The 26,637-nt window shown below is 66.1% G+C and carries 26 protein-coding genes and 1 tRNA gene; 14 read left to right on the forward strand and 13 right to left on the reverse strand.

The features are described from left to right. Window positions 1-10: 10 nt before the first annotated feature. The 4 genes from ACFQXB_RS03620 to murD are packed head-to-tail and all read left to right on the forward strand — an operon-like array spanning window position 11 to window position 5,480. Window positions 11-1,492, forward strand: coding sequence for a UDP-N-acetylmuramoyl-L-alanyl-D-glutamate--2,6-diaminopimelate ligase (locus ACFQXB_RS03620; RefSeq protein ID WP_377399283.1), 1,482 nt, complete (start codon window positions 11-13; stop codon window positions 1,490-1,492). Further along, window positions 1,492-2,940, forward strand: a complete 1,449-nt coding sequence (locus tag ACFQXB_RS03625) for a UDP-N-acetylmuramoyl-tripeptide--D-alanyl-D-alanine ligase (RefSeq protein ID WP_377399286.1) — start codon at window positions 1,492-1,494, stop codon at window positions 2,938-2,940. The genes ACFQXB_RS03620 and ACFQXB_RS03625 overlap by 1 nt, the downstream gene beginning before the upstream one ends. Beyond that, window positions 2,941-4,023 carry a phospho-N-acetylmuramoyl-pentapeptide-transferase gene (gene mraY / locus ACFQXB_RS03630; protein ID WP_377399289.1) on the forward strand — a complete coding sequence of 361 codons (1,083 nt, stop codon included), beginning with the start codon at window positions 2,941-2,943 and terminating at the stop codon, window positions 4,021-4,023. Window positions 4,024-4,082: 59 nt separating this feature from the next. Beyond that, a complete protein-coding gene (gene murD, locus ACFQXB_RS03635) occupies window positions 4,083-5,480 on the forward strand; it encodes a UDP-N-acetylmuramoyl-L-alanine--D-glutamate ligase (RefSeq protein ID WP_377399292.1) in 1,398 nt (465 codons plus the stop codon). A gap of 31 nt (window positions 5,481-5,511) precedes the next feature. On the opposite strand, the gene ACFQXB_RS03640 is transcribed toward murD, so the two are convergent. Genes ACFQXB_RS03640 through ACFQXB_RS03650 form a run of 3 tightly spaced genes read right to left on the reverse strand, consistent with a single transcriptional unit; the run spans window position 5,512 to window position 6,810 of the window. Then, window positions 5,512-5,943, reverse strand: coding sequence for a TIGR01244 family sulfur transferase (locus ACFQXB_RS03640; protein ID WP_377399295.1), 432 nt, complete (start codon window positions 5,941-5,943; stop codon window positions 5,512-5,514). A gap of 10 nt (window positions 5,944-5,953) precedes the next feature. Beyond that, window positions 5,954-6,385 carry a DUF6691 family protein gene (locus ACFQXB_RS03645; RefSeq protein ID WP_377399298.1) on the reverse strand — a complete coding sequence of 144 codons (432 nt, stop codon included), beginning with the start codon at window positions 6,383-6,385 and terminating at the stop codon, window positions 5,954-5,956. Beyond that, a complete protein-coding gene (locus ACFQXB_RS03650) occupies window positions 6,385-6,810 on the reverse strand; it encodes a YeeE/YedE family protein (RefSeq protein ID WP_377399301.1) in 426 nt (141 codons plus the stop codon). Before ACFQXB_RS03650 ends, ACFQXB_RS03645 begins: the two co-directional genes overlap by 1 nt. 177 nt (window positions 6,811-6,987) lie before the next feature. On the opposite strand from ACFQXB_RS03650, the gene ACFQXB_RS03655 reads away from it, so the two are divergent. The 3 genes from ACFQXB_RS03655 to ACFQXB_RS03665 all read left to right on the forward strand — a co-directional run bounded on the left by ACFQXB_RS03655 (window position 6,988) and on the right by ACFQXB_RS03665 (window position 9,568). After that, the gene (locus tag ACFQXB_RS03655) at window positions 6,988-7,308 is read left to right on the forward strand and encodes a TraR/DksA family transcriptional regulator (protein WP_377399304.1); all 321 of its coding nucleotides are present in this window, start codon (window positions 6,988-6,990) and stop codon (window positions 7,306-7,308) included. 58 nt (window positions 7,309-7,366) lie between these two features. Next, a complete protein-coding gene (locus ACFQXB_RS03660) occupies window positions 7,367-7,579 on the forward strand; it encodes a hypothetical protein (RefSeq protein ID WP_377399307.1) in 213 nt (70 codons plus the stop codon). Between the two features lie 123 nt (window positions 7,580-7,702). Next, window positions 7,703-9,568, forward strand: coding sequence for an enoyl-CoA hydratase-related protein (locus ACFQXB_RS03665; RefSeq protein ID WP_377399310.1), 1,866 nt, complete (start codon window positions 7,703-7,705; stop codon window positions 9,566-9,568). Here ACFQXB_RS03665 and ACFQXB_RS03670 read toward each other — a convergent pair. Then, window positions 9,555-9,770: a hypothetical protein gene (locus tag ACFQXB_RS03670; protein WP_377399313.1), complete on the reverse strand. Its 216-nt coding sequence runs from the start codon at window positions 9,768-9,770 to the stop codon at window positions 9,555-9,557. The two genes, ACFQXB_RS03665 and ACFQXB_RS03670, sit on opposite strands and share 14 nt — an antisense overlap. A gap of 144 nt (window positions 9,771-9,914) precedes the next feature. Between ACFQXB_RS03670 and ACFQXB_RS03675 the strand changes: the two genes are divergently transcribed. Beyond that, on the forward strand, window positions 9,915-10,175 hold the full coding sequence (locus ACFQXB_RS03675; protein ID WP_377399317.1) for a DUF2312 domain-containing protein: 261 nt from the start codon (window positions 9,915-9,917) through the stop codon (window positions 10,173-10,175). A gap of 264 nt (window positions 10,176-10,439) precedes the next feature. Here the strand turns inward: ACFQXB_RS03675 and ACFQXB_RS03680 are convergent, their stop codons facing one another. Next, entirely contained in the window at window positions 10,440-11,309 is an 870-nt protein-coding gene (locus tag ACFQXB_RS03680; RefSeq protein ID WP_377399319.1) for a hypothetical protein, read from the reverse strand. A 91-nt stretch (window positions 11,310-11,400) separates the two neighbouring features. On the opposite strand from ACFQXB_RS03680, the gene ACFQXB_RS03685 reads away from it, so the two are divergent. Then, the gene (locus tag ACFQXB_RS03685; RefSeq protein WP_377399322.1) at window positions 11,401-13,074 is read left to right on the forward strand and encodes an ABC transporter permease; all 1,674 of its coding nucleotides are present in this window, start codon (window positions 11,401-11,403) and stop codon (window positions 13,072-13,074) included. Between the two features lie 404 nt (window positions 13,075-13,478). Beyond that, a complete protein-coding gene (locus ACFQXB_RS03690) occupies window positions 13,479-13,862 on the forward strand; it encodes a hypothetical protein (RefSeq protein ID WP_377399325.1) in 384 nt (127 codons plus the stop codon). 150 nt (window positions 13,863-14,012) lie between these two features. Here ACFQXB_RS03690 and ACFQXB_RS03695 read toward each other — a convergent pair. Together ACFQXB_RS03695 and ACFQXB_RS03700 are read right to left on the reverse strand one after the other, a co-directional pair. Beyond that, window positions 14,013-14,087: transfer RNA gene (locus ACFQXB_RS03695), tRNA-Asn, on the reverse strand. A gap of 112 nt (window positions 14,088-14,199) precedes the next feature. Next, complete coding sequence (locus ACFQXB_RS03700; protein WP_377399328.1) at window positions 14,200-15,102, reverse strand: MBL fold metallo-hydrolase; 903 nt, start codon at window positions 15,100-15,102, stop codon at window positions 14,200-14,202. Between the two features lie 42 nt (window positions 15,103-15,144). Here ACFQXB_RS03700 and ACFQXB_RS03705 point away from each other — a divergent pair, with 42 nt between their 5' ends. Further along, on the forward strand, window positions 15,145-16,461 hold the full coding sequence (locus tag ACFQXB_RS03705) for an ATP-binding protein (RefSeq protein ID WP_377399331.1): 1,317 nt from the start codon (window positions 15,145-15,147) through the stop codon (window positions 16,459-16,461). A 50-nt stretch (window positions 16,462-16,511) separates the two neighbouring features. On the opposite strand, the gene htpX is transcribed toward ACFQXB_RS03705, so the two are convergent. Further along, a complete protein-coding gene (gene htpX, locus ACFQXB_RS03710; protein WP_377399334.1) occupies window positions 16,512-17,432 on the reverse strand; it encodes a zinc metalloprotease HtpX in 921 nt (306 codons plus the stop codon). A gap of 192 nt (window positions 17,433-17,624) precedes the next feature. On the opposite strand from htpX, the gene ACFQXB_RS03715 reads away from it, so the two are divergent. Further along, entirely contained in the window at window positions 17,625-18,380 is a 756-nt protein-coding gene (locus ACFQXB_RS03715; RefSeq protein WP_377399337.1) for an SDR family NAD(P)-dependent oxidoreductase, read from the forward strand. A gap of 33 nt (window positions 18,381-18,413) precedes the next feature. Continuing rightward, window positions 18,414-21,131, forward strand: coding sequence for a cation-translocating P-type ATPase (locus ACFQXB_RS03720; RefSeq protein WP_377399340.1), 2,718 nt, complete (start codon window positions 18,414-18,416; stop codon window positions 21,129-21,131). Between the two features lie 670 nt (window positions 21,132-21,801). Here ACFQXB_RS03720 and ACFQXB_RS03725 read toward each other — a convergent pair. The 4 genes from ACFQXB_RS03725 to purB form a co-directional block, all read right to left on the reverse strand. Continuing rightward, window positions 21,802-22,344 carry a BON domain-containing protein gene (locus ACFQXB_RS03725; protein WP_377399343.1) on the reverse strand — a complete coding sequence of 181 codons (543 nt, stop codon included), beginning with the start codon at window positions 22,342-22,344 and terminating at the stop codon, window positions 21,802-21,804. 88 nt (window positions 22,345-22,432) lie between these two features. Then, window positions 22,433-23,524 carry a flagellar motor switch protein FliG gene (locus ACFQXB_RS03730; RefSeq protein WP_377399346.1) on the reverse strand — a complete coding sequence of 364 codons (1,092 nt, stop codon included), beginning with the start codon at window positions 23,522-23,524 and terminating at the stop codon, window positions 22,433-22,435. Between the two features lie 67 nt (window positions 23,525-23,591). Beyond that, the gene (locus tag ACFQXB_RS03735; protein ID WP_377399349.1) at window positions 23,592-23,753 is read right to left on the reverse strand and encodes a hypothetical protein; all 162 of its coding nucleotides are present in this window, start codon (window positions 23,751-23,753) and stop codon (window positions 23,592-23,594) included. Between the two features lie 68 nt (window positions 23,754-23,821). Further along, window positions 23,822-25,129 (reverse strand): adenylosuccinate lyase, encoded by a 1,308-nt coding sequence (gene purB, locus ACFQXB_RS03740; RefSeq protein ID WP_377399352.1) that lies wholly within the window; start codon window positions 25,127-25,129, stop codon window positions 23,822-23,824. Between the two features lie 187 nt (window positions 25,130-25,316). On the opposite strand from purB, the gene sugE reads away from it, so the two are divergent. Then, entirely contained in the window at window positions 25,317-25,631 is a 315-nt protein-coding gene (gene sugE / locus ACFQXB_RS03745) for a quaternary ammonium compound efflux SMR transporter SugE (protein WP_377399355.1), read from the forward strand. Here sugE and moaA read toward each other — a convergent pair. Continuing rightward, window positions 25,628-26,632, reverse strand: coding sequence for a GTP 3',8-cyclase MoaA (gene moaA, locus ACFQXB_RS03750; protein WP_377399358.1), 1,005 nt, complete (start codon window positions 26,630-26,632; stop codon window positions 25,628-25,630). The two genes, sugE and moaA, sit on opposite strands and share 4 nt — an antisense overlap. Between the last annotated feature and the right edge of the window lie 5 nt (window positions 26,633-26,637).

A 26,637-nucleotide genomic window follows, 5' to 3' on the forward strand; every position in this document is an offset into this window, starting at 1 on the left:
GGCGGGCAAGATGGCGGAACGGGTCAAATCGCTGGCAGAGCTGGGTCTGCGCGCACAGGGCGGGCAGGAAGCCCGGATAACCGGCCTTGCCGTGGACAGTCGCGACGTGCGCGACGGCCATCTGTTCGTGGCCCTTCCCGGCACCCGGCTGCATGGGGGCGAGTTCATTCAATATGCCTTGCGCATGGGCGCGGCGGCGGTGTTGACCGACGCGGCAGGCGCGGCGACGGCACGGCAGGAACTGTCCGCGGCCGGGGTGCCTGTGGTGGTGGCCGAGGACCCCCGGGGTGCCCTGGCCTATGCGGCGGCGCTGTGGTTCGGGGCGCAGCCGGGGGTGATGGTCGCAGTCACCGGGACCAACGGCAAGACCTCGGTCGCAAGCTTTACCCGCCAGATATGGGCGGCGCTGGGACATGAGGCGGCGAATTTCGGCACGACCGGCGTTGAAGGCGCCTTCAGTGCCTCGCTGAACCACACCACGCCAGAACCGATCACCCTGCACCGGCTGCTGGCCGAGATGGCGGCGGCGGGTGTGACCCATGCGGCGATGGAGGCCTCTTCGCACGGTCTGGACCAGCGCAGGCTGGATGGGGTGGTGCTGCGTGCGGCGGCGTTCAGCAACTTCACTCAGGACCATCTGGATTATCACGAAAGCTTCGACGCCTATTTCCAGGCAAAGGCAGCGCTGTTTGCCCGGGTCCTGCCCGACGACGGCACGGCCGTCATCAATCTGGACGATCCGCGCGGACCCGACATGGCGGCGATCGCGCGGGGACGGGGGCAGCAGGTGATCACCGTGGGCTCGGACGTCGATTGTGATCTGAGGATCCTTGCGCGGCAGCACGAGGCGACGGGGCAGGTGCTGCGGTTCGGTTGGCTTGGCACGCCTCATCAGGTGCATCTGGGCCTGATCGGCGGGTTTCAGGCGGAAAACGTCCTTCTGGCAGCAGGGCTTGCGATTGCCTCGGGGTCGGGCCCCGAGCGGGTGTTCGAAGTGCTGCCGCAGCTGCAGACCGTCCGCGGGCGGATGCAGCATGTCGCGACCCGCCGCAACGGCGCCCCGGTCTTTGTCGATTACGCCCACACGCCCGATGCGCTGGCCACGGCGCTGCGGGGCCTGCGCCCGCATGTGCTTGGCCGCCTTGTGGTGGTATTCGGCGCGGGGGGCGATCGCGATCGCGGCAAGCGGCCGCTGATGGGTGCGGCGGCAGCGGCCCATGCCGATGTCGTCTTTGTCACCGATGACAATCCCCGGACCGAGGATCCCGCGAGCATCCGCGCTGCGATCCTCGCATCCTGCCCCGAGGCGAATGAGGTGGGCGACCGGGCCGAAGCGATCCTGCGCGGGGTCGATGCGCTTGGCCCGGGCGATGCACTGCTGATCGCGGGCAAGGGTCACGAAACCGGACAGACCGTCGGCACCGACGTTTTCCCCTTCGACGATGCGGAACAGGCCAGCGTTGCCGTTGCCGCCCTGGATGGAAGCTACTGATGACATCTCTCTGGACTGCGCAGGACGTCGCGGCCGTCTGCGGTGGCGAATGCACCGCGCATTTCGATATCACCGGGCTGTCGATCGACAGCCGCGCCCTTGCGCCGGGTGACCTGTTCATTGCCCTGACGGCTGCGCGCGACGGGCATGATTTTGTGGCCCAGGCCCTTGCGGCGGGGGCTGCCGGTGCGCTGGTCTCGCGCCGTCCGGCCGGCCTTGCCGCGGATGCGCCGCTGATCATCGTGGACGATGTCCTGCCCGCACTTGAAGCCCTGGCGCGCGCGGCGCGGGAACGTACGCGGGCGCGGATCGTCGGCGTGACCGGTTCGGTGGGAAAGACCTCGAGCAAGGAGATGCTGCGCACCATCCTCGGGCGTCAGGGCCGGGTTCATGCGGCCGAGGCGAGCTTCAACAACCACTGGGGCGTGCCGCTTACCCTGGCGCGGATGCCAGCCGATGCCGATTATGCAGTGATCGAGATCGGCATGAATCGCCCCGGAGAAATCGCGCCGCTCTCCCGCCTCGCGCGGCCGCATGTTGCGCTGATCACCACGGTCGCGCCGGCGCATCTGGAAGCCTTCGAGAGCCTTGAGGGCATCGCTCATGAAAAGGCCGCGATCCTCGAGGGGTTGGTGCCGGGGGGCACCGCCGTTCTGCCGGCCGATCTGGAGGTCAGCCCGATCCTGATTGCCAAGGCCGATGCCTGCGGGGCGCAGAAGATCCTGTTCGGGCGCGCAGTCACTGCCGATTTCCGTCTGGGCGAGGTCACGCTTGCCCGCGACGCCACGGTCGTTGCGGCCCGCTCGGGCAGCCGCAAACTTCTGTTCAAGGTGGCCAGCGCCGGGCGGCACTTTGCCGAGAACGCGCTGGGCTGCCTCGCCGTGGCCGAGGCGCTGGGCGCCGATCTGACGGTCGCTGCACTTGATATCGGCCTCTGGCAACCGCCGGCGGGGCGGGGGCTGCGCGAAGTCGTGGTGCTGGACCAGGTTGATGACCATCTGCGCTTTGAACTGATTGACGATGCCTTCAACGCCAATCCCGCATCGCTGGATGCCGCGCTCGAGGTGCTGGCGGCGGCCGAGCCCGCCGACGGGATCGGGCGCGTTTCGGGGGGGCGGCGCATCGCGGTGCTGGGCGATATGCTGGAACTTGGGGTGGAGGAACGCGCGCTGCATGTCGCGGTTGCCGCGCATCCGGCGTTGAAAAAGGTGGACCGCGTTCATTGCGTCGGCCCGAGAATGCGCCACCTGTGGGAGGCGCTGCCACTGACACAGCGCGGCGAATGGGTCGAACGCGCGCAGGATCTGGCCGCGCGGGCGCGCCATCTGGTCGATGCCGGCGATATCGTGCTGGTCAAAGGGTCCAAAAGCAGCCACGTCAGTCTTGTTGTTGACGCGCTGCGCAATTTGGGTCAAGCGGACGCGGATCAGACCCGGGGGATGGCATAGATGCTTTACTGGCTAACGGAACTCGGGGATGGCACCGGGGTGTTCAACCTGTTCCGCTATATCACCTTCCGTGCCGGCGCGGCCTTCTTTACCGCACTTGTGTTCGGATTCCTGTTCGGCCGCCCGCTGATCGATCTGCTGCGGCGGCGGCAACGCAACGGCCAGCCGATCCGCGACGACGGCCCGCAGACGCATCTGAGCAAGGCCGGCACCCCCACGATGGGTGGCGTGCTGATCCTGGGCGCGCTGGTCTGCTCGACGCTTCTGTGGGCGCGGCTTGACAACCCCTATATCTGGATCGTGCTGCTGGTGACGATCAGCTTCGGGCTGATCGGTTTCGCCGACGATTATGCCAAGGTCAGCAAGAACAACAGCAAGGGCGTGCCCGGCCGCGTCCGGATGGCGCTGGGGCTGGTGATCGCCGCGCTTGCGGGGATTGCTGCCGCGGCCTTCCACCCCGAAGGGTTGACGAACCAGCTTGCCTTTCCGGTGTTCAAGAGCGTGCTTCTGAACATGGGCATCTTCTTCGTGCCATTCTCGATGATCGTCATCGTGGGGGCGGCCAATGCCGTGAACCTGACCGATGGATTGGACGGCCTGGCCATCATGCCGGTAATGATCGCCGCGGGCGCGCTGGGGGTGATCGCCTATGCCGTCGGACGGGCCGATTTTACCCAGTATCTTGATGTGCATTATGTTCCCGGCACGGGCGAACTTCTGATCTTCACCGCGGGGCTGATCGGGGGCGGGCTTGGCTTCCTGTGGTACAACGCCCCGCCGGCCGCGGTCTTCATGGGCGATACCGGCAGCCTTGCGCTTGGGGGTGCCCTGGGGGCGATCGCCGTCTGCACCAAGCATGAGATCGTTCTTGCCATCGTCGGCGGGCTTTTCGTCGTCGAGGCGCTGAGCGTCATCATCCAGGTGCTTTACTTCAAGCGCACGGGGCGGCGGGTGTTCCTGATGGCGCCCATCCACCACCATTTCGAAAAGAAGGGCTGGGCCGAACCGCAGATCGTGATCCGCTTCTGGATCATCTCGCTGATCCTTGCGCTGATCGGCCTGGCGACGCTGAAGGTCCGCTGACCGCTTGAAGCGGCGCCGGGCTTGGGGCAAGGTCCGGTCGTGATCGGCAAGGGGAACAGATGATACCGGTTCAGGGCTATGAGGGGCGCCGCGTCGCGGTGCTGGGACTGGGGCGGTCAGGTCTGGCCACCGCACGGGCCCTTCGCGCAGGCGGGGCCGAACCGCTGGTCTGGGACGACAGCCCCGAGGCGCGTGACAAGGCCGAGGCGGAAGGCTTCATGCCCGTCGATCTGTCGCGCGCAGATGCGTTCCGCAATGTCGCGGCCCTGATCGTCAGCCCCGGGATCCCGCATCTTTACCCCCAGCCCAATCCGATCATCGCGCAGGCACTGATGGCCGGGGTTCCGGTGGACAATGACATCGGGCTTTTCTTCCGGTCCTGGGCGATGGGCGGCTGGGAGGCGTTCGACCAGACGCCTCGCGTCGTGGCCGTGACCGGTTCGAACGGAAAATCCACCACCACCGCGCTTGTCCATCACATCCTCGAGGTCGCGGGTCGTCCCACGCAGATGGCCGGCAACATAGGACGTGGTGTGCTTGACCTCGAGCCGCCCGTGGACGGCGAGGTGGTGGTGCTGGAGCTTTCAAGCTACCAGACCGAGCTTGCCCGCGCGCTGACGCCCGACATCGCCGTCTTCACCAATCTGTCGCCGGACCATCTGGACCGCCATGCCGGAATGGGCGGCTATTTCGCCGCGAAACGTCGGCTTTTCGCAGAAGGTGGGCCGGATCGCGCCGTGGTAGGTGTGGATGAGCCCGAGGGCCGGTTTCTGGCCAATCAGCTTGCCGAGGCGCCCGAGGATGACCGCCTGATCCGCATCTCCTCGGGGCAGAAGCTCGAGGGCTTTGGCTGGACGGTTTTCGCACGCAAGGGCTTTCTTGCAGAATGGCGCAAGGGGCGGCAGGTTGCGGCCATCGATCTTCGGGCGATCCGTGGCCTTCCGGGCGCGCATAATCATCAGAATGCCTGCGCTGCCTATGCGGCCGCGCGTGCCCTTGGCATCGGGCCCAAGCTGATCGAGCAGGCTTTCCACAGCTTTGAAGGGCTGCCGCATCGCAGTCAGATCGTGGGCGAGAAGAACGGCGTGATCTTCGTCAATGACAGCAAGGCCACCAATGTCGACAGCGCGGCCAAGGCGCTGCAGGCCTTCGGGCGCATCCGCTGGATCGCGGGCGGGCTGGGCAAGGACGGCGGGATTGCCGCCCTGGCCCCGCATCTGGGCCCGGTGGTCAAGGCCTATCTGATCGGGCATTCGGCACGGGATTTCGCGCTGCAGCTCGGCGGCACGCCGCACGAGATCTGCGAGACAATGGAACGCGCCGTGACCAGCGCCGCAGCCGAAGCCGAGCCCGGTGATGTGGTGCTCCTGGCGCCTGCGGCGGCCAGCTTCGACCAGTATCCGAATTTCGAAAAGCGCGGCGAGCATTTTACCGCGCTGGTTCGACAGACGCTGTAACCGGGCGCGTCCCGCCCGCGCTTTGCTGCTGTCAGCGCCTTTGCGCGGCCAGTGCCTCGATCTGCGGGCGGAGGCCCTCAAGTTCGTAGCCGTGGCGCGCGGGCAGGCCTATCAGGTCATCCGTTCTCATCATCCCGGCTCGTGACAAGGCCCAGACGATGGACGACCGATTGCCCGAGGCGCAATAGGCCAGCACAGGCCCCTGTGCTTGGTCGAGAGCCGCGCCCTGCGCGATCACGTTTTCCATCGTCAGCGCGCCGCCCACGACGGGGTTTTCGACGAAGGTGAGCCCGGCGGCCTCGGCGGCCGCGCGGATCGCGTCGGCATGCAGTTCGGGCGGGATCTCGGAGTCCGGGCGGTTGCAGATCACAGTCGTATAGCCAGCCGCCTTGATCGCCGCGATGTCATCGGGCTCGATCTGGGGCGAAACGGCATAGGCGGGCGTCAGGGGGCGAATATCCATCTGGTTCTCCTTAGGCCGTCGCGGCGCGGTCGATGGCGCGGCGGACAGGCGGGGTGACGATCATTCCTGCCACCATTGCGACAAGGAACACAAGGCCACCCGTGCCGCCAAAGCTGATCGACGCCATTGCCGGGCCGGGGCAGAGGCCGACAAGGCCCCAGCCGGCACCGAACAGCGTCGAGCCGATCACGAGATCCCGTCCAAGCCGCGGTTCGGGTGGCGGCGGCAACGCCCCACCCAGAGCCGGCGCCCGCAGTCGCGCCGCAATGCGCCAGGCAATCGCCATCGGCAGGATCGCCCCCCCGAGCACGAAGGCAAGCGTCGGATCCCAATCGCCAAAGATATCCAGCCAGCCCTGAACCCGATCGGTATTTATCATGTCGGAAACCAGAAGCCCCGCTCCGAACAGGCCTCCGGAAAGGAGTGCAAAGAGATTGCGCATCAGACGACTCCCAGCAGATGCTTGAAGATCAGGACGGATACCCCGCCCGCGATCAGGTAGAAGACGGTGGCGACGATCCCGCGCAGGGAAAGGCGGGAAATCCCGCAGACGCCGTGGCCCGAGGTGCAGCCATTCGCAAGCCGTGTCCCCACGCCCACCAGAAGCCCCGCGGCGATGATCGCGGCAAGGTTCCCGGTGATATGCGTCTCCGCCGGCCAGATGGTGCGCTGAAGAAGGGCAGGCACCACGACCAGCCCCAGGATGAAGGCGATCCGTTCCGCCGCCGTGCTGCGGCCCGAGCCATCAACGAGCCCGCCGAGGATCCCGCTTGCCCCCATGATCCTGCCGTTGACCAGCAGGTAAACCGCGGCAGCAAGCCCGATCATCAGCCCGCCCGCAAATCCCATGATCCACGCCTGTTCCATGTTGTCTCCTCTGGTGGTGGTTGAGCGACAGGGGGCATATAGCGGCGCCGTTTTCATATTTCAACATATGAATATGAAAACGTCCGATAGCTTGACCTGAATCAATATGCGCAGCGTCGAGAATCGGTTACCCTTCCGGATGTCGAAACAGGTCACGCACACGCCGAAGGAGATACCATGCCCGTCACTACCGCAGAACGCCAGCGGCAGCTCGAGGTGCGGCTTGACGAACTCACCAGCCGGCTTGTGCATATCGAAGAGGAACTCGACAGCCACGAAAGCCGCGACTGGAGCGACCTAGCCGCCGAACGCGAGGGCGATGAGGTGCTGGAAACCATGGGCTCTGCCGGCCTGCAGGAAATCCGGATGATCAAGGCAGCCCTCGCCCGTATCGCCGAGGGTGAATATGGGTTCTGCACCAAATGCGGCACTGCCATCGCCGAGGAACGGCTTGATCTGCTGCCCTGGACACCCTTTTGCCGGACCTGCGCGCCCTGACCGGGCTTTGCCGACACTGGGCGCCAGAACGCGCGCCCCGAACCAAGGAGGAGAAGACATGACCAAGGCACCTGCACGGATCGCCCGCCTGGCGAACGAAATTGCCGACCATGCCGAGACCCTTGCGCCGAAAGATGACAGGCTGCGCGCGCTTCTGGACGAAATGCGTCAGCTTGCGGTGGTTCTTCCGGCCAGGCCTACCCTGGTTGCCGGGCACGAGAGCGAACAGGAAGACGATCTGGAAGAGATGTTCAACAACGTGCCGATCTGACGCAAAGGTGCGGAGGCTGAGGCCGGCCCCCCGTTGCGTCCGTCCGCGTTTCCCGGTCTATATCGGGCACCGGGATAGGCCTGACCAGAAACAGGCTTCCGGTCCTCGAGAGCAGGGTGAGGCATGTCGGATCAGGTCTGGATCGGGCGCGATGGCGCGCTGGTCGTTTTGCGCTTCATCGAGCGGGCAGGGCAGGCCAGGCGAATCGGGCCCCTGCTGGACGCGGCGCGCTGCAACGCGCTGACCGAGGCGCTTGCGACGCTTGCGCCTGATGATGCGGCGGTTCTGCTGGTATCGGGCGGTCCCGGCTTTGGCTGGGGGCCCGAGCCCGACCGGCTTCCTGATGCGTCCGAGGCTGAAGCCCTTGCGCGACTCTGCGACAGGATCGACCGCATGCCGGTTCCGGTGGTAGCGTTGCTGCAGGGTGCGGCGCTTGGCGCAGGCTTCGAACTGGCGCTTGCGGCGCATTATCGGGTTGCCCTTGCGGATGCGCGGCTCGGCTTTCCCGACATCATGCTTGGCCTTCCGCCGGGGGCCGGAGCGACGCAGCGCTTGCCGCGCATCATCGGTGCCGAGGCGGCTGTGCGGGTGCTGCTCTCGGCGCCTGCGGTCGATCTGCCCGCGGCGCAGGATCTGGGCCTTCTGGATGCGGTCGTTCCGGATGAAGCTGCGGCCCGGGCGTTCGCGCTGTCGCTTGTCGGTCAGCCGCGCCCGGCGCCGACGCGCCTTGATCGGCTGGATCTGCGTGCGGGACATGCCGCGGTCAATGCTGCGCGTGCGGTATTGCGGGCGCCGGCCCTTCCGGCGCTCAGGGCGGTTGTCGATTCGGTCGAGGCAGCGCTGCTGCTGCCATGGGAGGCGGGCCTCGCCTATGAACGGGTGCAGTACGAGGATTGCCTGCGATCGGAAGCAGCACGCGGCCTGCGCCATGCTGCCCTTTGCGACCAGCGCGTCGCGCGGCTGCAGGATGCCGCCGCCCAGGGCGCGGATCTTCCCGAGACGTTGCTGCTTTCCGCGATGCCCGCAAACCTGGCCCAAGCGGCGCTTGCTGCGGGAATGCGTGTGGTCCTGTATCATCCGGAGAAGGATGGTGCGCTTGCAGCACTCCATGGACTTGCGGAACTGCTTGATGCCGCCGAGGCGGAGGGGCGGCTCACAGGTTCCGAAATCGAGGACAGCTGGTCCCGGCTTGTCGCCACGACCGAGAGTGCCAGGGCCGGGCAGGCCGAGCTTGCGCTTCTGGGCGATGCCGATATTGCACGACGGTTGCGCCCGCATCTGCCAGCCAGCCTTCCGCTATGCGTGACCGAACCCGTCGCTGGCGCCGTGACGATGACCCCTGTGCCTGGCGCCTGCCAGCCGCGCCTGTGGGAGATCCGCAGCGAGGGCGCTCCACCTCGCGCCACCGCTGCGGCTTACGGCCTGATGCGTGCGCTGGGCTGGCCGGCTTTGCCTGGCAGCGCCGTCGGTTCACCGGTGTTGCTGGTGCTTGCGGAGGTTCTGCGCGTGCTCGTGACGATGAGGGACGACGGGCTCGAACCGGCAACAATCGACGCAAGGCTCGGGGTCGAGGGGTGGAGCCCCTCGCCGCTGCGGCATCTGGAACAATCGGCGGTAGCCCGGGCCGTTGCGGCCGCCGAGCCATGGCCGGATGCCGCGTCAGGCATGCCCGTCTGGGAAGCGGTTCTGGCTGCGGCCGCGCAGGGGGCGGCGCGGCTTCTTCAGGCCGATCCGGCTGTGCAGCCCTGGATGATCGACCATGCGCTTGTGCATGCTGCAGGCTTTCCGCGCTGGCGCGGCGGCCCTCTGGCTGCGGCCGATCATCACGGGTTGAAGCGCATCATCGCCCGTATCCAGGCAATGGGGCAGCGGCCGGTGCCGCTTCTTGCCGACCTTGCAAGGAGTGGCAGCGGATTCGACGCGCTGGACCGGGCGCCGGCGCTTCGACCCGTGGCGGCGCCCCCTGCCGCCCGTATCAGCCCAGGATGATGCCGGCCACCACCAGGACCAGTCCCAGGGCCGACAGTCCCAGGGCCGACATGTTGATGATTACCACCCGTTGCAGCCGCCGGCGCTGTTCGTCTTCCGGCAGGCTGGATTTGCGAAGCCCCAGCGCCAGCACGACACACCAGATCAGCCCTGCCACCCCCAGAAGCGCCGCAGCGGCGCCTGTCCAGATAAGCCATTCCATCCCCGTTCCTTTCTGCCGCAGGGCGCGGGTTCCCGCCCAGGGTCAAGGGCGTAGCTCAGGCATGGCAGGCTGACAAGGCCTGCCGCCCCTTGAAGGCGGGCTCGGGCAAGGCTAGGAACGGCGCGGATTATCAGGAGACCCGCGATGAGCGACGTGATCAGCGACGAAGCCTATAACGTCACCGCCGAGGAACTGCGCCAGTTCATCGAACGGTATGAACATCTTGAGGCCGAGAAGAAGGACATCGCCGAACAGCAGAAAGAAGTGATGGCCGAAGCCAAGGGCCGTGGCTATGACACGAAGGTCCTGCGCAAGATCGTCGCGCTGCGCAAGCGCCAGCCCGATGACATCGCCGAGGAAGAAGCGGTTCTCGAACTCTACAAGGCCGCCTTGGGCATGTCCTGACGGCATCCCCAAGCTGAAGCCCGCCTGCTGCCGGCGCCTGGCCATGATCTGTCGGGACAACAGGACATGATGCGGCTGGGGGGCGTTGCGGACAGCGCGGCCACCTGCGCCTGAAACCGGGAAGGGCCCGATCCCGTCGCGCGCAGAATCTTGCGCAATGGGTTCCAGCTGCTTACGTCGGTCCCAACATCGGCGGGAGCGGACGTGCGGGCGCGGGAACGGGCATCCGTCTCGCCCTGTGGCGGGCGAAATCCGGCTGTCCGGTCAGGGACGGATCAGGGTCACGTCCGAAAGCGCGGCTATCCGCTCCACATCCTCGTCATATCCGCGCGTCAGCTGTGCGATCAGGTCGGCGTTCCAGTCCGGCAGGTCGATCTCGATCTCGAAAGCCTCGGGCTGGCCGTGATCGGCGAGATGCGCCGCGATGATGCGGTGCCGTTCTGCGGCGGCCAGGCCCGGCGTCAGCGCCGCGCGCAGCGACAAGAGCCCCGCCGTCGTCATCAGCCCCTCGAGCACTTCGAAACATCCATCGAACAACGTGTCGTCGTCGATGCCGGTCATCGCCGCAAGCACATCCTGCATGACCAGCGGGCTGTCCTCATCACACCACACTGTCACTGGCGCATCCGGGCAGGCGCGTCGGATCGCGCGCACGGTATCGGACCAACGCAGGTCGCGCGGATCGGTCATCGACAGCGCCAGTGCCTGATCCGGCCCCCGTTCCTTGGCGAAAAGCATCGGAAGAAATGTGGCGGGATTGCGGATCGCAAGGAAGAATTGGGTCGGTTCTTGCGGAAACAGCGCCCGAAGGGCCGCGCATTTCTCCTCGGCGCGCGGATAGATCTGTGTAGGCTTCAGGGCATTGGCCGCAAGCGCGAGAAAATTCTCGTTGGAAAAGACCAGCCTTCTCGCGTGATCCTCATCCATGATCGTGTCCAGCAGGACCTCCTGCGCCTCGGCGCTGGCTGGCGCGCCCTTGAGCGTTTCCAGGGCATCGCGCAGCACCGGGCGGCAGCGGTAGGGGCCGGGGATCACCGTGCCGGCCCGTGCCACCGCGCCCCTGCTCTTGAGAAGCCACTTCATCAGCCGCTCGGCGTCGGTGCAATGGGCGCCCAGATGGTAAACAACTTGCATCAAAACGATTTCCTGACGTTCCCGCGATCCGAGTGCCCCGTTATAATCGCTTTTGTGGACAGGAAAACCGCTTTCATGTAACGCGCGTTACATGGCTGCATCATCCGACATTCCCGCTTCCCGCTCGGCCTTGCGCCGTTTCCTGTCGGCCGAGGCGCTGAACCCCTGGTCGGTCGGGGCGCTGGTGATTGCGGCCTTCGTTCTGGCGCCCATCTTCACGGTGGTCTGGCTTGCGCTCAACCCGGTCGAGAACATCTGGCCGCACATGATGCGGACCACGCTGCCGCGCTACATGACCAACACGCTCGTGCTCATGGCCGGGGTCGGGGTGACAACCGCAGTGGTCGGGGCTGTGACAGCCTGGCTTGTGTCGATGTACCGCTTTCCGGGGGCACGGCTGCTTGAATATGCGCTGCTTCTTCCGCTTGCGGTGCCAGCCTATGTCGGGGCCTATGCGCTGGTCGATCTGCTGGAATATTCGGGGCCCGTTCAGGTTGCGCTGCGCGAGGCCTTTGGCTGGACATCGGCGCGGGACTACTGGTTTCCGCGAATCCGCACCCGTGGCTTTGCCATTCTGGTGCTGTCTGCGGCGCTTTATCCCTATGTCTATCTGCTTGCCCGTGCGGCCTATCGCGAACAATCGGGTGCTTCTTACGAAGTTGCGCGCGCCTTGGGCACCGGCCCCTGGCGGCTGTTCCTGAAGGTAGGTCTGCCGCTTGCGCGCCCGGCCATAGCCGTTGGTGTGGCGCTGGCGATGATGGAGACGGTCAATGACTATGGGGTTGTCAGCTATTTCGGCGTCCAGACGCTGACCACCGGGATCTTCAGCGTCTGGCTTTCCGCGGGTAATCCCGGCGGTGCGGCCCAGCTTGCCACCGTCATTCTGGGGCTGGTCCTGCTTCTGGTCGGGATCGAGCGGCTGAGCCGGCGCCGCCAGCGCTTTTTTCAAAGCGCCCGCCAAAGCCGCCCGGTCGAGAGGCGCCCGCTCGCCGGCGCGGCGGCCTGGGCAGCAACGCTTGTCTGCGCTCTTCCGGTGCTGCTGGGCTTCGTGCTGCCACTTGCCGTGATCCTGTGGCACGCGCTGCAACGACCCGATCTCTGGCTGGCGCCGGGCCTTCTGCGGGCGCTGAACAACACGCTGATCGTGGGCGGCGCGGCGGCGGTTCTGTCGGTGGTTGCGGCCCTGTTCCTGGTCTATGGCGTGCGGATGACGGGCCGAAGGTTGCCAAGGTTCCTGTTGCCGCTGACGACCATCGGCTACGCGGCTCCGGGCGCCGTGCTGGCGGTGGGTATCCTCATCCCCCTCGCCGCGCTGGATCATCGTCTTGCGGATGCGGTGGCCTGGATCACCGGGCGCGACCCGGGCCTGATGCTGACGGGGTCGGCATTTGCGGTGGTGCTGGCTTATTCGGTCCGCTTCTTTGCCATTGCACAGGGCGCCACGGACGCGGCCTTCGGGCGCATTTCGCCGAGTCTGCCGATGGCAGCCCGGTCGCTTGGCGAAAGCCGGGCGGGGGTTTTGCGCAGCGTCTACCTGCCGCTGATGCGGGGCTCGGTCGGAACGGCTCTTCTTCTGGTCTTTGTCGATTGCGTGAAAGAGCTTCCGGCAACGCTGTTGCTGCGCCCGTTCAACTACAACACGCTGGCGACCCTTGTGCACGGACGCGCCAGCACCGAAGCCCTGACCGAAGCCGCCCCGGCCGCAGTGCTCATCATCGCCGTAGGCTTTGCCGCAGTGGCGCTTCTCGCCAGGGCGAACAGGTAGACCGTCTGGCGGCTGTCCACATCGTTCGGGTGCTGGAGCACGGTCCCATTTGCTGAGCGATGCTGAACAGGCGGTTGCTGTCGTCCAGCTTCCGGTATGGTCGGCGACGCGGAGCTTTTCGCAGATCGCGGGGGCTGTGGGAGAAAGGCCGTCGATTTAGGCACGCGGTTCGGCGCAATCGTCTCGGCATCGGCATCGGCATCGGCATCGGCATCGGCATCGGCATCGGCATCGGATGAGCGACGTTACGTTGGCGCTTTCATCAAGGATGGTCGAACGCATCCCGCTATCGCGCGGCTCTCACTGCCGAGGACACCAAACGGCGCGAGGCCGGGGCCGATCCGGAAACCCGCTCTGACCGCCAGTTCGCGGATCTGGTCGCGGGCTTCGAGCTGCGGCAGGTTGTGCTGGCCCTGGACGAGGGCCGGGCGCTGACGGGCAAGACGGCCGAGGTTGTCCGGGAAATGCGCGCGCAAGGCGGCTTCCGTGGCATCCCGGTTCCCTTCGAGGCGCTGGAACAACGCGACACGGTCCCCGCGCTGGTGCCGAACCCGGTAGAAACCCGCCCGATCATTGACCGGCTGTTCCCGGCCTCGGTGGCATCGCAGCTCGGCGTGCAGACGGTCAACATCTCGCAAGCTTTGGTCGAATGGCCGGTTGCAACCTCGGGCGCCGTCGCAGGATGGGCACCGACCGAGGGCGGCAATGTTCCCGGCCCTAACCCCTTCCAGGCGGCAGAGCGGGCGCTTTCGCCCGGCAACACCTTGGGCGCGCATATGCGGCCCTGAAGCGGGCCGAGCAGCCTGATTCATCAGCGGCGTTGGGCGCGTTCCCCCGCCTTCGACCTGTTCCCCCCCCCCCCGTGTTCCCCAATGCTGGAACGAGAAAAGCCCCCGCGAGGGGGCTTGCTCTTAAATCGCGGGCCTCTCAGAGATTTTTGGCTCCGGCGGTAGGGATCGAACCTACGACCAATTGATTAACAGTCAACTGCTCTACCGCTGAGCTACGCCGGAACACGGGGGCGATATAGCAAGCGATTCCGGGGGCGTCCAGAGGGATTGTGAAGTTTTTCGATCACTGGAAAAGCCGTCGCGCGGGAGGCAGCGCAACGTGGCGGGTGAGGCTTCATCGGGCGCGAGAAAAGGGGACCATGGGGCCCGGCAAGGGGGCTGTGTGGTGGACAAGGCCGCGTTCCTCCAGATCAAGGAGATGCGCAAGCACGTTTCGCTCGGCGGCGGGCATCATCACGGGCGGGATATCTGTATAAAGCCGCTCGGCGATGGCGCGGGGCGTATGTGCCGCGTAGGCAAGAGCGGCAAGGATCGCGGCTTCGCGACCGCGGCGATGTGCGATCAACTCGGAAATACGTGCCTGGGGTGCGTCGATTGCGGCGCCATGACCAGCCAGCAGCCGAGCTGCCGGACGCATCGAAAGCTGGCCGAGCGAGGCCATATAGGCGCCCATGTCGCCATCGGGCGGGGAGACGAGCGAACTGGTCCAGCCCAGCACCAGATCGCCGCTGAAGATCATCCCGCGCCATTCGAAACACATGTGATTGCCGAAATGCCCCGGCGTCCAGAAGGCGGTGAGCTGTTCGCGGCCAAAGCCGACCTGCGCCCCGTCGCGCAGTGCCTCATCCGGTATGAAGCCGTGATCGACCCCTTCGCCGCCGCCGATGCCGGCCTCGGCCAGCGCCGCCATGCGTGCGCTGCGGCCTGCATCCCAGGGACCATAGGCCAGAACCGGCGCGCCCGTCGTTTCGGCCAGCGCGCGGGCGAGCGGGGAGTGATCAAGATGTGCATGGGTCACGAGGATCTTCGTGATCCGTTCGCCCGGCTTCAACGTCCGCAGGATCGCGTCAAGATGTGCGGGTTCATCCGGGCCGGGATCGATCACCGCGACCTCGCCCTCGCCCAGTAGCCACGTGTTGGTGCCCGGCCCGGTCATGGGCGAGGGGTTGGGCGCAACAAGGGCGCGCAGGCCGGGAACTGGATCGGGGAGGGGATGAAAACCCGGACGGGGCTGCATCTGGCTCTTCCTTCGCTGTCTGGGCGCGGCTAGGGTGCCGGCATGAACCTTGCCTGGCTCAAACGTCCTTTGCCACGCGGGCTTTACGGCCGCGCCGCGCTTATCCTGATCGTGCCCATCGTCACGATCCAGCTTGTCGTGTCCGTGACCTTCATTCAACGGCATTTCGAACGCGTCACCCAGCAGATGACCGGCAATATCGTGCTGGAGGTGGACTATCTGCTGGAACTGGTCAACACCGCGCCGGATCTTGCCACGGCACAGGCGCGACTGATGCCGGTGACCGGACCGCTTGCGCTTCAGGTTGCGCTTCCCAGCGGCGAGGGCATCATCGAATCCAGACGTTTCTATGACTTCTCTGGCCGCCAGGTGTCGGCCACCTTGCACTTCTGGTTGCCCGAGGTGCTAGCGGTCGATCTTGGCACTGACATCCGGCGGGTGGAGCTGCTGATGAACACCCGGCATGGGCCGATGCAGGTCGCCTTGTCGCGCAACCGGGTTTCGGCATCTAACCCGCATCAGCTTTTGGTTCTGATGATCGGCACCGGCATCCTGATGACGCTGATCGCCTATCTGTTCCTGCGAAACCAGCTGCGCCCGATCCGCCAGCTGGCCGAAGCGGCTGCCGCCTTCGGGAAGGGGCGGTCGGTGCCGTACCGGCCGCGCGGAGCGACCGAAGTGCGCGCGGCCGGTCATGCGTTCCTGGACATGCGCGCGCGGATCGAGCGTGCGATCGAACAGCGCACGCTGATGCTTTCGGGTGTCAGCCACGATCTGCGCACCCCGCTCACGCGGCTGAAGCTGGGGCTGTCGATGCTGGAACCCAGCGAGGAGACGGATGCCCTGCTTGAGGATGTCGCCGACATGGAGCATCTGCTGGATGCGTTTCTGGCCTTTTCGCGCGGCGATGCGCTGGACGACCCCGAACAGATTGATCCGGCAGAACTGCTGCAGCGCGTGGTCGACAAGGCGCAGCGCAGTGGTCAGAACGTGCATCTGCGGGCGCTTGATCCGACGGGGCGGGTCGTCCTGCGCCCCAAGGCCGTGGAGCGGGCGCTCGAGAACCTGATCGGAAATGCGGTGCGCTATGGCAACCGGGCAGAGCTGAGCCTGACCGTCACCGATCGGGCGCTGCGTTTCACGGTCGATGACGACGGGCCGGGTATTCCCCCCGATCAGCGCCCGCTCGCCCTGCGCCCCTTCACCCGGCTGGATGAGGCCCGAAACCAGAACCGGGGCTCGGGGGTGGGACTCGGCCTGTCGATCGCGCTGGATATTGCGCGTGGTCATGGCGGCACCCTCCGTCTGGGCGAAAGCGACCTCGGAGGGCTGCGCGCCGAACTGGTGCTGGCGCGATAGGAAAGGCGCGGCAGAACAGCTTTCGTGCGCGGGTGCGGGGCTGCGGCCTGTCAGGTCCAGGGGCCGGTGCGGCGGCCGGACCGCGGGAAGCCGCTTGTCCTCTCGGGAGCAGGGGAGGGCTGAACCCGCGGCCTCGCGCCCCCAGCAAGCTGCCGCAGGGCCGCGATCCGGTTCGCGGTGTTCGGATGCGTCGAAAACAGCTTGTCATGCGCATGGGCGTGCAGCGGGTTGATGATGAACATATGCGCGGTGGCGGGATTGCGTTCGGCGCTGTTGTTGTCGATGCGCTGGGCCATGGCATCGATCTTGCCCAGCGCGGAAGCCAGCCAGAGCGGCTGCCGGCATATTTCGGCACCGACCCTGTCAGCCTCGTATTCGCGCGAGCGGCTGATCGCCATCTGAACCAGGGCCGCCGCCAGCGGGGCAAGGATCATCACGGCAAGCGTCCCCGCAAGCCCCATCGGCCGGTCGCGGCTCCCGCCGAAGAACAGAGCGAAGTTGGCCAGCATCGAGATCGCACCGGCAAAGGTCGCGGTGATCGTCATGATCAGCGTGTCACGGTTGCGGATATGGGCCAGCTCATGTGCCATCACACCCGCGATCTCTTCGCGGCTGAGGCTTTGCAGGAGCCCCGTGGTCGCTGCCACGGCGGCATTCTCCGGGTTTCGACCGGTGGCAAAGGCATTGGGTTGTGGCGTATCGATGATGAAGACCTTCGGCATCGGCATTTCGGCGTTCCGGGCCAGATCGCGGACCATACGCCATAGATCGGGGGCGCTGCGTTCATCCACCTCGCGCGCGTTGTGCATGCGCAACACGGCCTTGTCCGAGTTGTAAAGCGCGTAAAGGTTCATCCCGCCCGCGACCACCAGGGCGATGATCAAGCCGCTTTCCCCGGCGATCAGAAGCCCGACGCCCATGAACAGCGCGGTCATCGCGGCCATCAGTATCGCTGTGCGGGTGTACCCCATGCCGAACCTCCTGACTGAACCATCGGACCTGAACCATCCCGAGGCATGGCAGAATATGGTTTTTGGCCAAGGCCGTGACAAGTCCGCAGATGCCGCATCCACGCGCGCGATCACGTGACGCGGGGCCGATACTTGCAGTTGTGCTCCTGGATCCCTAGCCTCGGGTTGAACCGCAAGAGAAGGATCGGATCGATGAATGACCAGTTCCAGGGCAAGACCGCAGTCGTCACGGGCGCGGGATCGGGGATCGGCGCTGCAATCGCGGCCGAATTGGCTGCCGGGGGTGCCCATGTCATCGTCAGCGACCTTGACGAAGCGGCTGCGACCCGTGTCGCGGAAGCGATCCGCGCCAAGGGTGGGGCGGCCGATGTCTTCGTGGCCGATGTGGCTGATGCAGAGGCGAACGAACGCCTTGTTGGCTTTGCCGAACAGCAGACCGGCGCGCTGCATCTGGCGGTGAACAATGCCGGCATCGGCGGCCCCTCGGCTCGGGTGGGGGAATACCCGCTTGAAGGCTGGAAGAAGGTGATCGACGTCAATCTCAACGGCGTGTTCTACGGGATGCGTGCCCAGATCCCGGCGCTTGAACGTGCGGGGGGCGGGGCGATCGTGAACATGGCCTCGATCCTTGGCACGGTCGGTTTTGCCAACGCCTCGGCCTATGTGGCGGCCAAGCATGCGGTGCTGGGCCTGACGCGCACGGCGGCGATGGAATATGCCGCCAAGGGCATCCGCATCAACTCGGTCGGGCCGGCCTTCATCAACACGCCGCTTCTGGAAAAGAACCTGTCGTCCGAGGTGCTGGGCCAGCTGGCCTCGCTGCATCCGATCGGGCGGCTGGGCACGTCCGAGGAGGTTTCGGCCCTGACCTGTTTCCTTCTGTCCGATCGCGCGAGCTTCATCAACGGAAGCTACCACCTTGTCGATGGAGCCTATACCGCACAATAGTCCGTTAGCGCGCAACAGACGGTGAAGACCAGCATGAAAACAGCAACGTCCGCGCCAGAAGCGCCCGCAGACACGCCCACCGCAGCGCCGTGGGCCAAGCCGGCAGAAGCCGTCCTTGCCGCCGTCGCAAGTCGTCCCCGCGGGCTGAGCAACGATGAAGCGCTCCGGCGTCTGGCGCAGAATGGACCCAATCGTCTGCCCGAACCTCCCCGCCAGACGGCGCTTGCGCGGTTCATGCGCCAGTTCAACAATCTGCTGATTCTGGTGCTGATCGCGGCGGCAGGGATCACGGCTCTTCTGGGCCACTGGCTGGATACGGGCGTCATTCTGGCGGTCGTGCTGGCGAACACCGTCATCGGCTTTGTGCAGGAGGGGCGCGCGGAACAGGCGCTCGAGGCGCTGCGCGACATGCTGGCCCCGAAGGCGAGCCTCTGGCGGGACGGCGTGCGCGTGACGGTGCCTGCGGCTGATCTGGTCGTGGGGGATGTCGTCTGGCTCGAGGCGGGGGATCGGGTGCCGGCGGATCTGCGGCTGATCGCAGTCCAGGGGCTGACCGTGGAAGAAGCGATCCTGACCGGGGAATCGGTGCCGGTGCGCAAGCAGCTTGCTCCCGTTGCGCCCGACGCGGCGCTGGGCGACCGGCTGCCGATGCTGTTCAGTGGCACGATGGTTGCCGAAGGTAGCGGTACGGGCGTGGTAACGGCAACCGGGGCGGACTCGGAGATCGGGCGCATCAGCACCATGATGGGGGAGGTGCAGGAACTGACCACGCCGCTCATCCGGCAGATGGCGGTCTTTGCGCGCTACCTTACCGGAATCATCATCGCGCTTTCGGGCCTCATCCTCGCTTTCGCTGTATTCCTGCGCGGCATGGCCTTCCCCGAGGCGTTCATGGTCGTCGTCGGCCTGTTCGTCGCTGCCATCCCCGAAGGCTTGCCTGCCGTTCTTACCGTGACGCTTGCCATCGGGGTGCAGACCATGGCGCGCCGCCATGCGATCGTGCGCAGGCTTCCGTCGATCGAAACGCTGGGCGCGGTGTCGGTCATCTGCTCGGACAAGACGGGAACCCTGACCCGGAACGAGATGACGGTCACGCATCTGGTCACAGCCGAGGGGCGCCATGAGGTCACCGGAACCGGCTATGCGCCCGAAGGCGACCTGCTGCGCGATGGTGCGAAGGTGCAGCCCGGCCGCGTCCTGCGCGATCTGGGCCGGGTCGCTGCGCTGTGCAACACCGCGCAATTGCACGAAGCGCCGCAGTGGCGCGTCGAGGGCGATCCGATGGAGGGCGCGCTGCTGGCGCTGGCTGGCAAGCTCGGCGCAAGCCCCGGCGATGCGGCGCTGTCCGTGATCCCCTTCGATGCGCGCTACCGCTACATGGCGGTGCTGCATGACCTTCCCGAAGGCCGGTTCGCGTTGATCAAGGGCGCGCCCGAACAGTTGCTGGACCGCGCATCCCTGCAGGCCACCGCGGATGGATCGCAACCGCTGGATCGTCAGTTCTGGCTTGATGCTGCCGAGGAAACCGCAGCCCAGGGCATGCGGGTTCTTGCTCTGGCGCTCAAGCCGCATGACGGCGACCGGCTTGGGCATGATGACCTGGATCAGGGGCTGGTGCTGCTGGGGCTGACCGGCCTGATCGACCCGCCACGCGACGAAGCGATCGTGGCCGTGCGCGAGTGTCATGAGGCGGGGATCGCGGTCAAGATGATCACGGGCGACCATGCCGGGACTGCGGCAGCAATTGGCCGGCAGATCGGCTTGAAGCGGACGGACACGGTTCTGACCGGCGCTGACCTGGACAGGCTCGACGATCTGTCCCTGCAGGGTGCCGTTGTCGCGACCGATGTCTTTGCCCGCACCAGTCCCGAACACAAGCTGCGGCTGGTCAGCGCCCTGCAGGCGCAGGGGGCGGTGGTGGCCATGACCGGCGACGGCGTCAACGACGCGCCCGCGCTCAAGCGTGCCGATGCCGGGATTGCCATGGGTCAGAAGGGATCCGAGGCGGCGCGCCAGGCCGCGGATCTGGTGCTGACCGACGACAATTTTGCATCGATCGCCGAGGCGGTGCGTCAGGGTCGCACGGTCTACGGCAATCTCAAGAAGGTCATCACCTTTCTTCTTCCCGTCAATGGAGGCGAGAGCCTCAGCCTCGTGCTGGCGCTGATGCTTGGTCTGGTCCTGCCGATCACGCCGCTGCAGATCCTGTGGGTGAACATGATCTCCTCGGTCGCGCTGGCGATGGCCCTGGCCTTCGAGCCGGCCGAAAACCAGGTGATGCGCAGGCCGCCCCGCCGCCCCGACGCGCCGATCGTTTCGCGCTTCATTCTGTGGCGCGTGCTGTTGGTGTCGATCCTGTTCACGATCGGCGTCTTTGGCCAGTTCGCCCTGGAACTGTGGCTGGGCGGCACGGTCGAGGCAGCGCGGACCATGGCCGTCAACACCCTGGTCGCGATGGAGGTGTTCTATCTGTTCTCGGTCCGCTACCGGCACGGGGCCTCGCTGACCTGGCAGGGGGCAAAGGGAACGCGCGCCGTTCTGATGGCGGTGGGGCTCGTGGTGATGCTGCAGGCGATCTTTACCTATCTGCCGCCGATGCAGCGCCTGTTCGGCACCGTGGCGCTGTCGCCGCTCCAGCTTCTGGAGTGTGCCGGCGCGGGCGTGCTGCTCTTGCTCGTGCTCGAGCTGGACAAACGCGCGGCGGCGCATTGGAAGTCGCTACGCGACAGGGCAGTGGCAGCCAAGGTCTAGGCTGCGGGATCACGCGTTGTGCCGCAGCGCGCGAAGTCACACCGCGGAACGACGTCCGTTGTCGCGGCCCTGTCTTTCACCGAGGGCAGCGCCGCAGCCAGCCGGCCGGCGCCTCGGACGCTCCGGTTCGTCGAGCGGCATCTGCTTCAATCCCCGTCGGGCAGAGCCTCCGGGGTCTGCGCCTGGGCGGAGCATCCGTGCAAGCTGTGCGGGGAGTGCTGCTGGTCAAACCAGCGGCCCTGCGCTGCGCTTCCGGACAAGCATGCCCGATGATAACAAGCCTCTGACGCCCACGCGCCGCCCGTCAAGCGACGCGAGCCCGTCTGCCCTCGGACAGAGATGTGCCCCGGTCTTCAAGGTTGGGGTGGGCGATAACCCCTAGATGGGTCCTGTACAGGCGCGGCGAAAAAGCTTGCGCCCGGGTGGCGGCGCCATGCCGGGTCGGGAAAGGATCGCCGCGGCTTTACTGAGTGCCGCAGCCGAAGGGGCGGATCGCTTCCGGCGGCTGATGCCCAAGACCATCAATCTGGCCGTCGCCGTCCTGCGCCCGGCATCACCCGTGGGCGCGACCCGCCATGCGCGCGGGGCTGACCGGCGCGTGGCAGAGACTGGCGGGCACTCGGGCGCGCCGCACTGCTGCGCATCCGGTTCGCCTGAGTGGCAGCACGCCCTAGTTGTTCACCGCGATCAGGTTCTCGACCCTCTCCACCGCGCCGATATTCCCGGCCAGATCGGCCGCGCGCTCGCGATCCTCGGGGCGCGCGGCACTGCCGCGCAGGATCACGGTTGTTCCGCGCACCTCGACCGAAAGGTCGTCGATCTCAAGCGTCACATCTTCTTCAAGAACCGCGGTCAGCGTGAGCAGGATATCCGCACCCGCATCCCGCTGCGGCACGTCATCCTCGGGTATCGCGGCTTCTTCGTCGGTCGTCGGTGGCGGGCCGGGATAGGGCGCGTCTCCGACCCATGTGCCGCTGGGGCTGTCGACGTCGAATTCGCGCCAACCCTCCTGTTCAGGGGGCGGGCCGTCATGCAGACCAGGATTGCGATGGCTCTGGCCGGGGTCCGTCGGGGGCGGGCTGGTGTCGAAACCGGCCTTGTCCTGCCGCTCGTCCCGGTCATGGGTTCCGGTTTCAGGCGCCACCGAACCTGCCGTCCTGCCGTCCGAATCCCGCTTCGCGCCGGAGGTGCCGGGTCTGTCCGCGTCGCTCATGCTGCGTTCTCCTTCGTCAGGGGGCGCTCAGAACGCCCCGTCCGACACCGAAACGCAGGGTAACGCGGGATGTTCCGTGCCCGCCGGATCACTCCTCCTCGGGCTGGATCAGGATGATGTCGCCATCCGCCTCCAGCGTCCGGATCGCTGCGACGACCGCATTGCGGGCTGCTTCGGCATCCTTGTCGCGCCAGGACCTGAGTTCCGCCATCTCGTCCCTCAGCGTCGCCGCAAGGCGTTGCGACATGTTGTCAAGGATGAAATCGGCCACGATCCGATCCTCGCCCTGCGCGCTTGCCAGGGCCAGGATCAGGAGTCGTTGTTCCACGGCCCGCACGACCTTGGCGATATCGCGCTGTTCGACGCGTTCGGGGATGTTGCGGAAGGTGAAGATCGCCCGACGCACCCGCTCGGCAAAGTCGCTGTCGGTCTCCTCGAGCCCCTGCAGAACCTCTTCGCGCTTTTCGTCTGCGGCAAAGTTCAGGATGGCACCGACACGTTCCACCGGAGTCTTGGGGAAGGCGCGGGGCGGCTTGGCCTCGATCTGCGAGGCAAGCGACAGGCCGATGCGGCGCACGGTTTCCGGATCGACATCGCTGGTCAGGGACACGGCATAGGCGATGCGGCGTGCCTTGTCGCCCGGCAGCTTGCCCAGCAATTCGGCGGCCTTGGTGACCCCCAGCTTGGACAACAGGACCGCGCCGACCTCGACGCTTTCCTGTTCAAGAAGCGGCAGCAGTTCCTTCGTATCCTGAGCGATGATCCGGTCCCAGGCATCGCCTTCGCCCGCAGCGGCCGCCATGCGCCGCAGCCGGTTGGCGGCGCCACTGCTGATATGGCCGTTCAGAAGCGACAGCGCGCTGTCGATTCCGCCAGGGAAGGACAGGCCTACCGAGTCCAGCTCGGCAGAGAATTCCTCGATCACCGCGGAAAGCGTATCGCGATCGATCAGGCGCAATTCGGTCAGCTGCCGCGTCAGTTCGGCCTGAAGCTCTTCCGGGAGGGCCTGAAGCGGCAGCGGTGCACCCTCGGCCAGGAGGAGGCGGACGATCACGGCCGCCTTCTGTCGCTGGCTGAGTCGCGGCGGCATCCGCTTGGGGCGCGCATCTTCAACGACCTCGGCCGCACCAAAGCCCTGCGATCCGAAACCCAGTTTTCCCAATGCCAAAGCTGTCGACACCTGCACCTCCGAAGTTCACCGAAGGCACTGTCGCAGCAAAGCCTTAAGCTGCGGTTAGCGCCGGAGGTCAGCCGGTGACGGCACTGGTGCAGCGCAGGGTTTCGGCATCCCAGATCTGACCTTCGGCACAGCCCGAGGCCGAGGACGGGATCTTGCGATCGCTGCACATGGCCAAGGCAAAGCCCGGCACGAGCATCAGCGCGACCACGGCGAAGAGGAGAGATTTCATCACGGCGCTTCTCCTGTTTCAGGGTTGAGGAACCCCGATCATATCAGAGAAGCGCCGCCATTGCGCCGTTATTCGGTGCCGAACACTCGGGCAAAGATCGTATCCACATGTTTCGTGTGGTAGCCGAGGTCGAATTTCTCCTCGATCTCTGCATCACTCAGCGCCGCCCGCACTTCCGGATCGGCCTTGAGCTCGGTCATGAAATCGGCGTCCTGTTCCCAGACCTTCATCGCATTGCGCTGCACGAGGCGATAGCTGTCCTCGCGGCTGACACCCTTCTGGGTCAGGGCCAGCATCACACGCTGCGAATGAACCAGGCCGCGGAACTTGTTCAGGTTCTTCAGCATGTTGTCGGGATAGACGACGAGGTTTTCGACCACGCTGGTCAGCCGGGCAAGGGCAAAATCCAGCGTCACGGTCGCATCGGGGCCGATGTTGCGCTCGACCGAGGAATGCGAGATGTCGCGCTCGTGCCACAGCGCCACATTCTCAAGCGCGGGGATCGCCATCGAGCGCACCATGCGGGCGAGGCCGGTCAGGTTCTCGGTCAGTACCGGGTTGCGCTTGTGCGGCATCGCGCTTGAGCCCTTCTGGCCCTTCGAGAAGAACTCCTCGGCCTCAAGCACCTCGGTGCGCTGCATGTGGCGCACCTCGATGGCGACGTTTTCGATCGAGGAGGCGATGACGGCAAGCGTGGTGAAGAAGGCCGCATGACGGTCACGCGGGATCACCTGGGTCGAGATCGGCTCGGGCGTGAGGCCAAGCATCTTGCAGACATGTTCCTCGACGCGGGGATCGACATTGGCAAAGGTTCCGACCGCGCCGGAAATGGCCCCGGTCGCCACCTCGGCGCGCGCCGCCTGAAGCCGGCGGCGGTTGCGGTCCATTTCCGCGTAGAAGCGGGCAAAGGTCAGGCCCATCGTCGTCGGTTCGGCATGGATGCCGTGGCTGCGCCCGATGCGGATCGTGTCCTTGTGCTCCATCGCCCGGCGCTTGAGTGCGGCGAGCAGCCGGTCCATGTCAGCCAGCAGGATATCGGCCGCGCGCACCAGCTGGATGTTGAAACAGGTGTCGAGCACGTCCGAGCTGGTCATGCCCTGGTGGACAAAGCGTGCCTCGTCCGGGCCGACGATCTCGCCAAGATGGGTGAGGAAGGCGATCACGTCATGCTTGGTCACGGCCTCGATCTCGTCGATGCGGGCCACATCGAACTGGGCATCCTTTGCCTTCCAGACAGCCTCGGCATTGGCCTTCGGGATCACACCCAGATCCGCCATGGCGTCGCAGGCATGGGCCTCGATCTCGAACCAGATGCGAAAGCGGCTTTCGGGGGACCAGACGGCGACCATTTCGGGGCGGGAATAGCGGGGGATCATCTCGGGCCTTTCGGTTGGCGGCGGGGGCGGGATGCGCCGCTTCTAGACCCGTGGCGCCCCGGTCGCAAGCCTGCCGGCGCCGGCTTGACTTTGCGCGCAGGGCCGACCACCTTTCCGGGGTGCGGGACGGCCCGCAGCATTCCTGACATTGCCGGGACGACCCGTGCCGACAACGTGAGGGGACACCATGCCCTGGATCATCCTGACACTTGCGGGCCTGTTCGAGATCGGATGGGCGATCGGGCTGAAATATACCGAAGGCTTCAGCCGTCCGCTGCCGACGGTTCTTACCTTGGGCGCGATGGCCGTCAGCCTTGCGCTTCTGGGCCTTGCGCTGCGGGATCTGCCCGTGGGGACGGCTTATGCGATCTGGACGGGCATCGGCGCCGTGGGCACGGCGGTGCTGGGCATCGTGCTGTTCGGGGATCCGGTGCACACGGCGCGGCTGGTCTGTATCGGCATGATCGTGGCAGGCCTGGTGGGCCTGAAGATCGTCTCCTAGCCGCCGGTATGGCTCATGTGGCGGGTCATCTGCCCCGAGACCTGCTGGCGCGAATAGTCGAAATCATGGCCCTTGGGCTTGCGCGCGATGGCAGTGCGGATCGCCTCGTGCAGAAGCGCGTCATCGGCCGAGGCACGCAGGGGCAGGCGCAGATCGGCGCGGTCTTCCTGGCCCAGGCACATGTAAAGCTCGCCCGTGCAGGTCAGGCGCACGCGGTTGCAGCTTTCACAGAAATTATGGGTCAGCGGCGTTATGAAACCGATCTTCTGGCCGGTTTCCTCAAGGCGCACATAGCGCGCCGGCCCGCCGGACCGTTCCGCAAGATCGGTCAGCGTGAACCGGTCAGCGAGGCGTGCGCGCAGATCACGCAGCGGCCAGTACTGGTCAAGCCGGTCCTCGTTGCCAAGATCGCCCATGGGCATCACCTCGATGAAGGTGAGGTCCATGTCCTCGCGCGCGCACCAGTCGGCGAGGGCGAACAGCTCGTCCTCGTTGAAGCCCTTGAGCGCGACCGTGTTGATCTTGACCCGGAGCCCGGCCCCGCGCGCGGCGTCAATACCGTCAAGCACCTGCTCGAGCCGGCCCCAGCGGGTGATGGCCGCGAATTTCTCGGGCACCAGCGTATCAAGCGATACGTTGATCCGCCGCACCCCGCAGGCTGCAAGTTCGGCCGCAAACCGGCGCAGCTGCGATCCGTTGGTTGTCACGGTCAGTTCGCGCAACGCGCCGCTGTCAAGGTGGCGTGACATGGCGCGGAAGAAGGTCATGATGTCGCGGCGCACCAGGGGCTCGCCCCCGGTGATGCGCAGCTTCTCGACCCCGAGGGTGATGAAGGCCGAACACAGCCGGTCAAGCTCTTCCAGCGTCAGAAGCTCTTTCTTCGGCAGGAAGGTCATGTTCTCGGCCATGCAATAGACACAGCGGAAATCGCAGCGGTCCGTCACCGAGACTCGCAGATAGCTGATGGGGCGGGCGAATGGGTCGATGAGCGGCGCGTTCATGGCAC

Source organism: Halodurantibacterium daqingense, assembly GCF_042666235.1.
GTDB lineage: Bacteria > Pseudomonadota > Alphaproteobacteria > Rhodobacterales > Rhodobacteraceae > Halodurantibacterium > Halodurantibacterium daqingensis.

What these genes read in the sequence shown, in the direction of transcription:
- ACFQXB_RS03705 (WP_377399331.1), top strand. Translation starts at nt 15,145, where the DNA reads ATGAACCTTGCCTGGCTCAAACGTCCTTTGCCACGCGGGCTTTACGGC.
- ACFQXB_RS03620 (WP_377399283.1), top strand. Translation starts at nt 11, where the DNA reads ATGGCGGAACGGGTCAAATCGCTGGCAGAGCTGGGTCTGCGCGCACAG.
- ACFQXB_RS03675 (WP_377399317.1), top strand. Translation starts at nt 9,915, where the DNA reads ATGAGCGACGTGATCAGCGACGAAGCCTATAACGTCACCGCCGAGGAA.
- moaA (WP_377399358.1), bottom strand. Translation starts at nt 26,632, where the DNA reads ATGAACGCGCCGCTCATCGACCCATTCGCCCGCCCCATCAGCTATCTG.
- htpX (WP_377399334.1), bottom strand. Translation starts at nt 17,432, where the DNA reads ATGGGGTACACCCGCACAGCGATACTGATGGCCGCGATGACCGCGCTG.
- ACFQXB_RS03720 (WP_377399340.1), top strand. Translation starts at nt 18,414, where the DNA reads ATGAAAACAGCAACGTCCGCGCCAGAAGCGCCCGCAGACACGCCCACC.
- ACFQXB_RS03725 (WP_377399343.1), bottom strand. Translation starts at nt 22,344, where the DNA reads ATGAGCGACGCGGACAGACCCGGCACCTCCGGCGCGAAGCGGGATTCG.
- ACFQXB_RS03640 (WP_377399295.1), bottom strand. Translation starts at nt 5,943, where the DNA reads ATGGATATTCGCCCCCTGACGCCCGCCTATGCCGTTTCGCCCCAGATC.
- ACFQXB_RS03735 (WP_377399349.1), bottom strand. Translation starts at nt 23,753, where the DNA reads ATGAAATCTCTCCTCTTCGCCGTGGTCGCGCTGATGCTCGTGCCGGGC.
- ACFQXB_RS03645 (WP_377399298.1), bottom strand. Translation starts at nt 6,385, where the DNA reads ATGCGCAATCTCTTTGCACTCCTTTCCGGAGGCCTGTTCGGAGCGGGG.
- purB (WP_377399352.1), bottom strand. Translation starts at nt 25,129, where the DNA reads ATGATCCCCCGCTATTCCCGCCCCGAAATGGTCGCCGTCTGGTCCCCC.
- ACFQXB_RS03665 (WP_377399310.1), top strand. Translation starts at nt 7,703, where the DNA reads ATGTCGGATCAGGTCTGGATCGGGCGCGATGGCGCGCTGGTCGTTTTG.
- ACFQXB_RS03650 (WP_377399301.1), bottom strand. Translation starts at nt 6,810, where the DNA reads ATGGAACAGGCGTGGATCATGGGATTTGCGGGCGGGCTGATGATCGGG.
- ACFQXB_RS03625 (WP_377399286.1), top strand. Translation starts at nt 1,492, where the DNA reads ATGACATCTCTCTGGACTGCGCAGGACGTCGCGGCCGTCTGCGGTGGC.
- ACFQXB_RS03715 (WP_377399337.1), top strand. Translation starts at nt 17,625, where the DNA reads ATGAATGACCAGTTCCAGGGCAAGACCGCAGTCGTCACGGGCGCGGGA.
- sugE (WP_377399355.1), top strand. Translation starts at nt 25,317, where the DNA reads ATGCCCTGGATCATCCTGACACTTGCGGGCCTGTTCGAGATCGGATGG.
- ACFQXB_RS03655 (WP_377399304.1), top strand. Translation starts at nt 6,988, where the DNA reads ATGCCCGTCACTACCGCAGAACGCCAGCGGCAGCTCGAGGTGCGGCTT.
- mraY (WP_377399289.1), top strand. Translation starts at nt 2,941, where the DNA reads ATGCTTTACTGGCTAACGGAACTCGGGGATGGCACCGGGGTGTTCAAC.
- ACFQXB_RS03700 (WP_377399328.1), bottom strand. Translation starts at nt 15,102, where the DNA reads ATGCAGCCCCGTCCGGGTTTTCATCCCCTCCCCGATCCAGTTCCCGGC.
- ACFQXB_RS03670 (WP_377399313.1), bottom strand. Translation starts at nt 9,770, where the DNA reads ATGGAATGGCTTATCTGGACAGGCGCCGCTGCGGCGCTTCTGGGGGTG.
- ACFQXB_RS03685 (WP_377399322.1), top strand. Translation starts at nt 11,401, where the DNA reads ATGGCTGCATCATCCGACATTCCCGCTTCCCGCTCGGCCTTGCGCCGT.
- ACFQXB_RS03660 (WP_377399307.1), top strand. Translation starts at nt 7,367, where the DNA reads ATGACCAAGGCACCTGCACGGATCGCCCGCCTGGCGAACGAAATTGCC.
- murD (WP_377399292.1), top strand. Translation starts at nt 4,083, where the DNA reads ATGATACCGGTTCAGGGCTATGAGGGGCGCCGCGTCGCGGTGCTGGGA.
- ACFQXB_RS03680 (WP_377399319.1), bottom strand. Translation starts at nt 11,309, where the DNA reads ATGCAAGTTGTTTACCATCTGGGCGCCCATTGCACCGACGCCGAGCGG.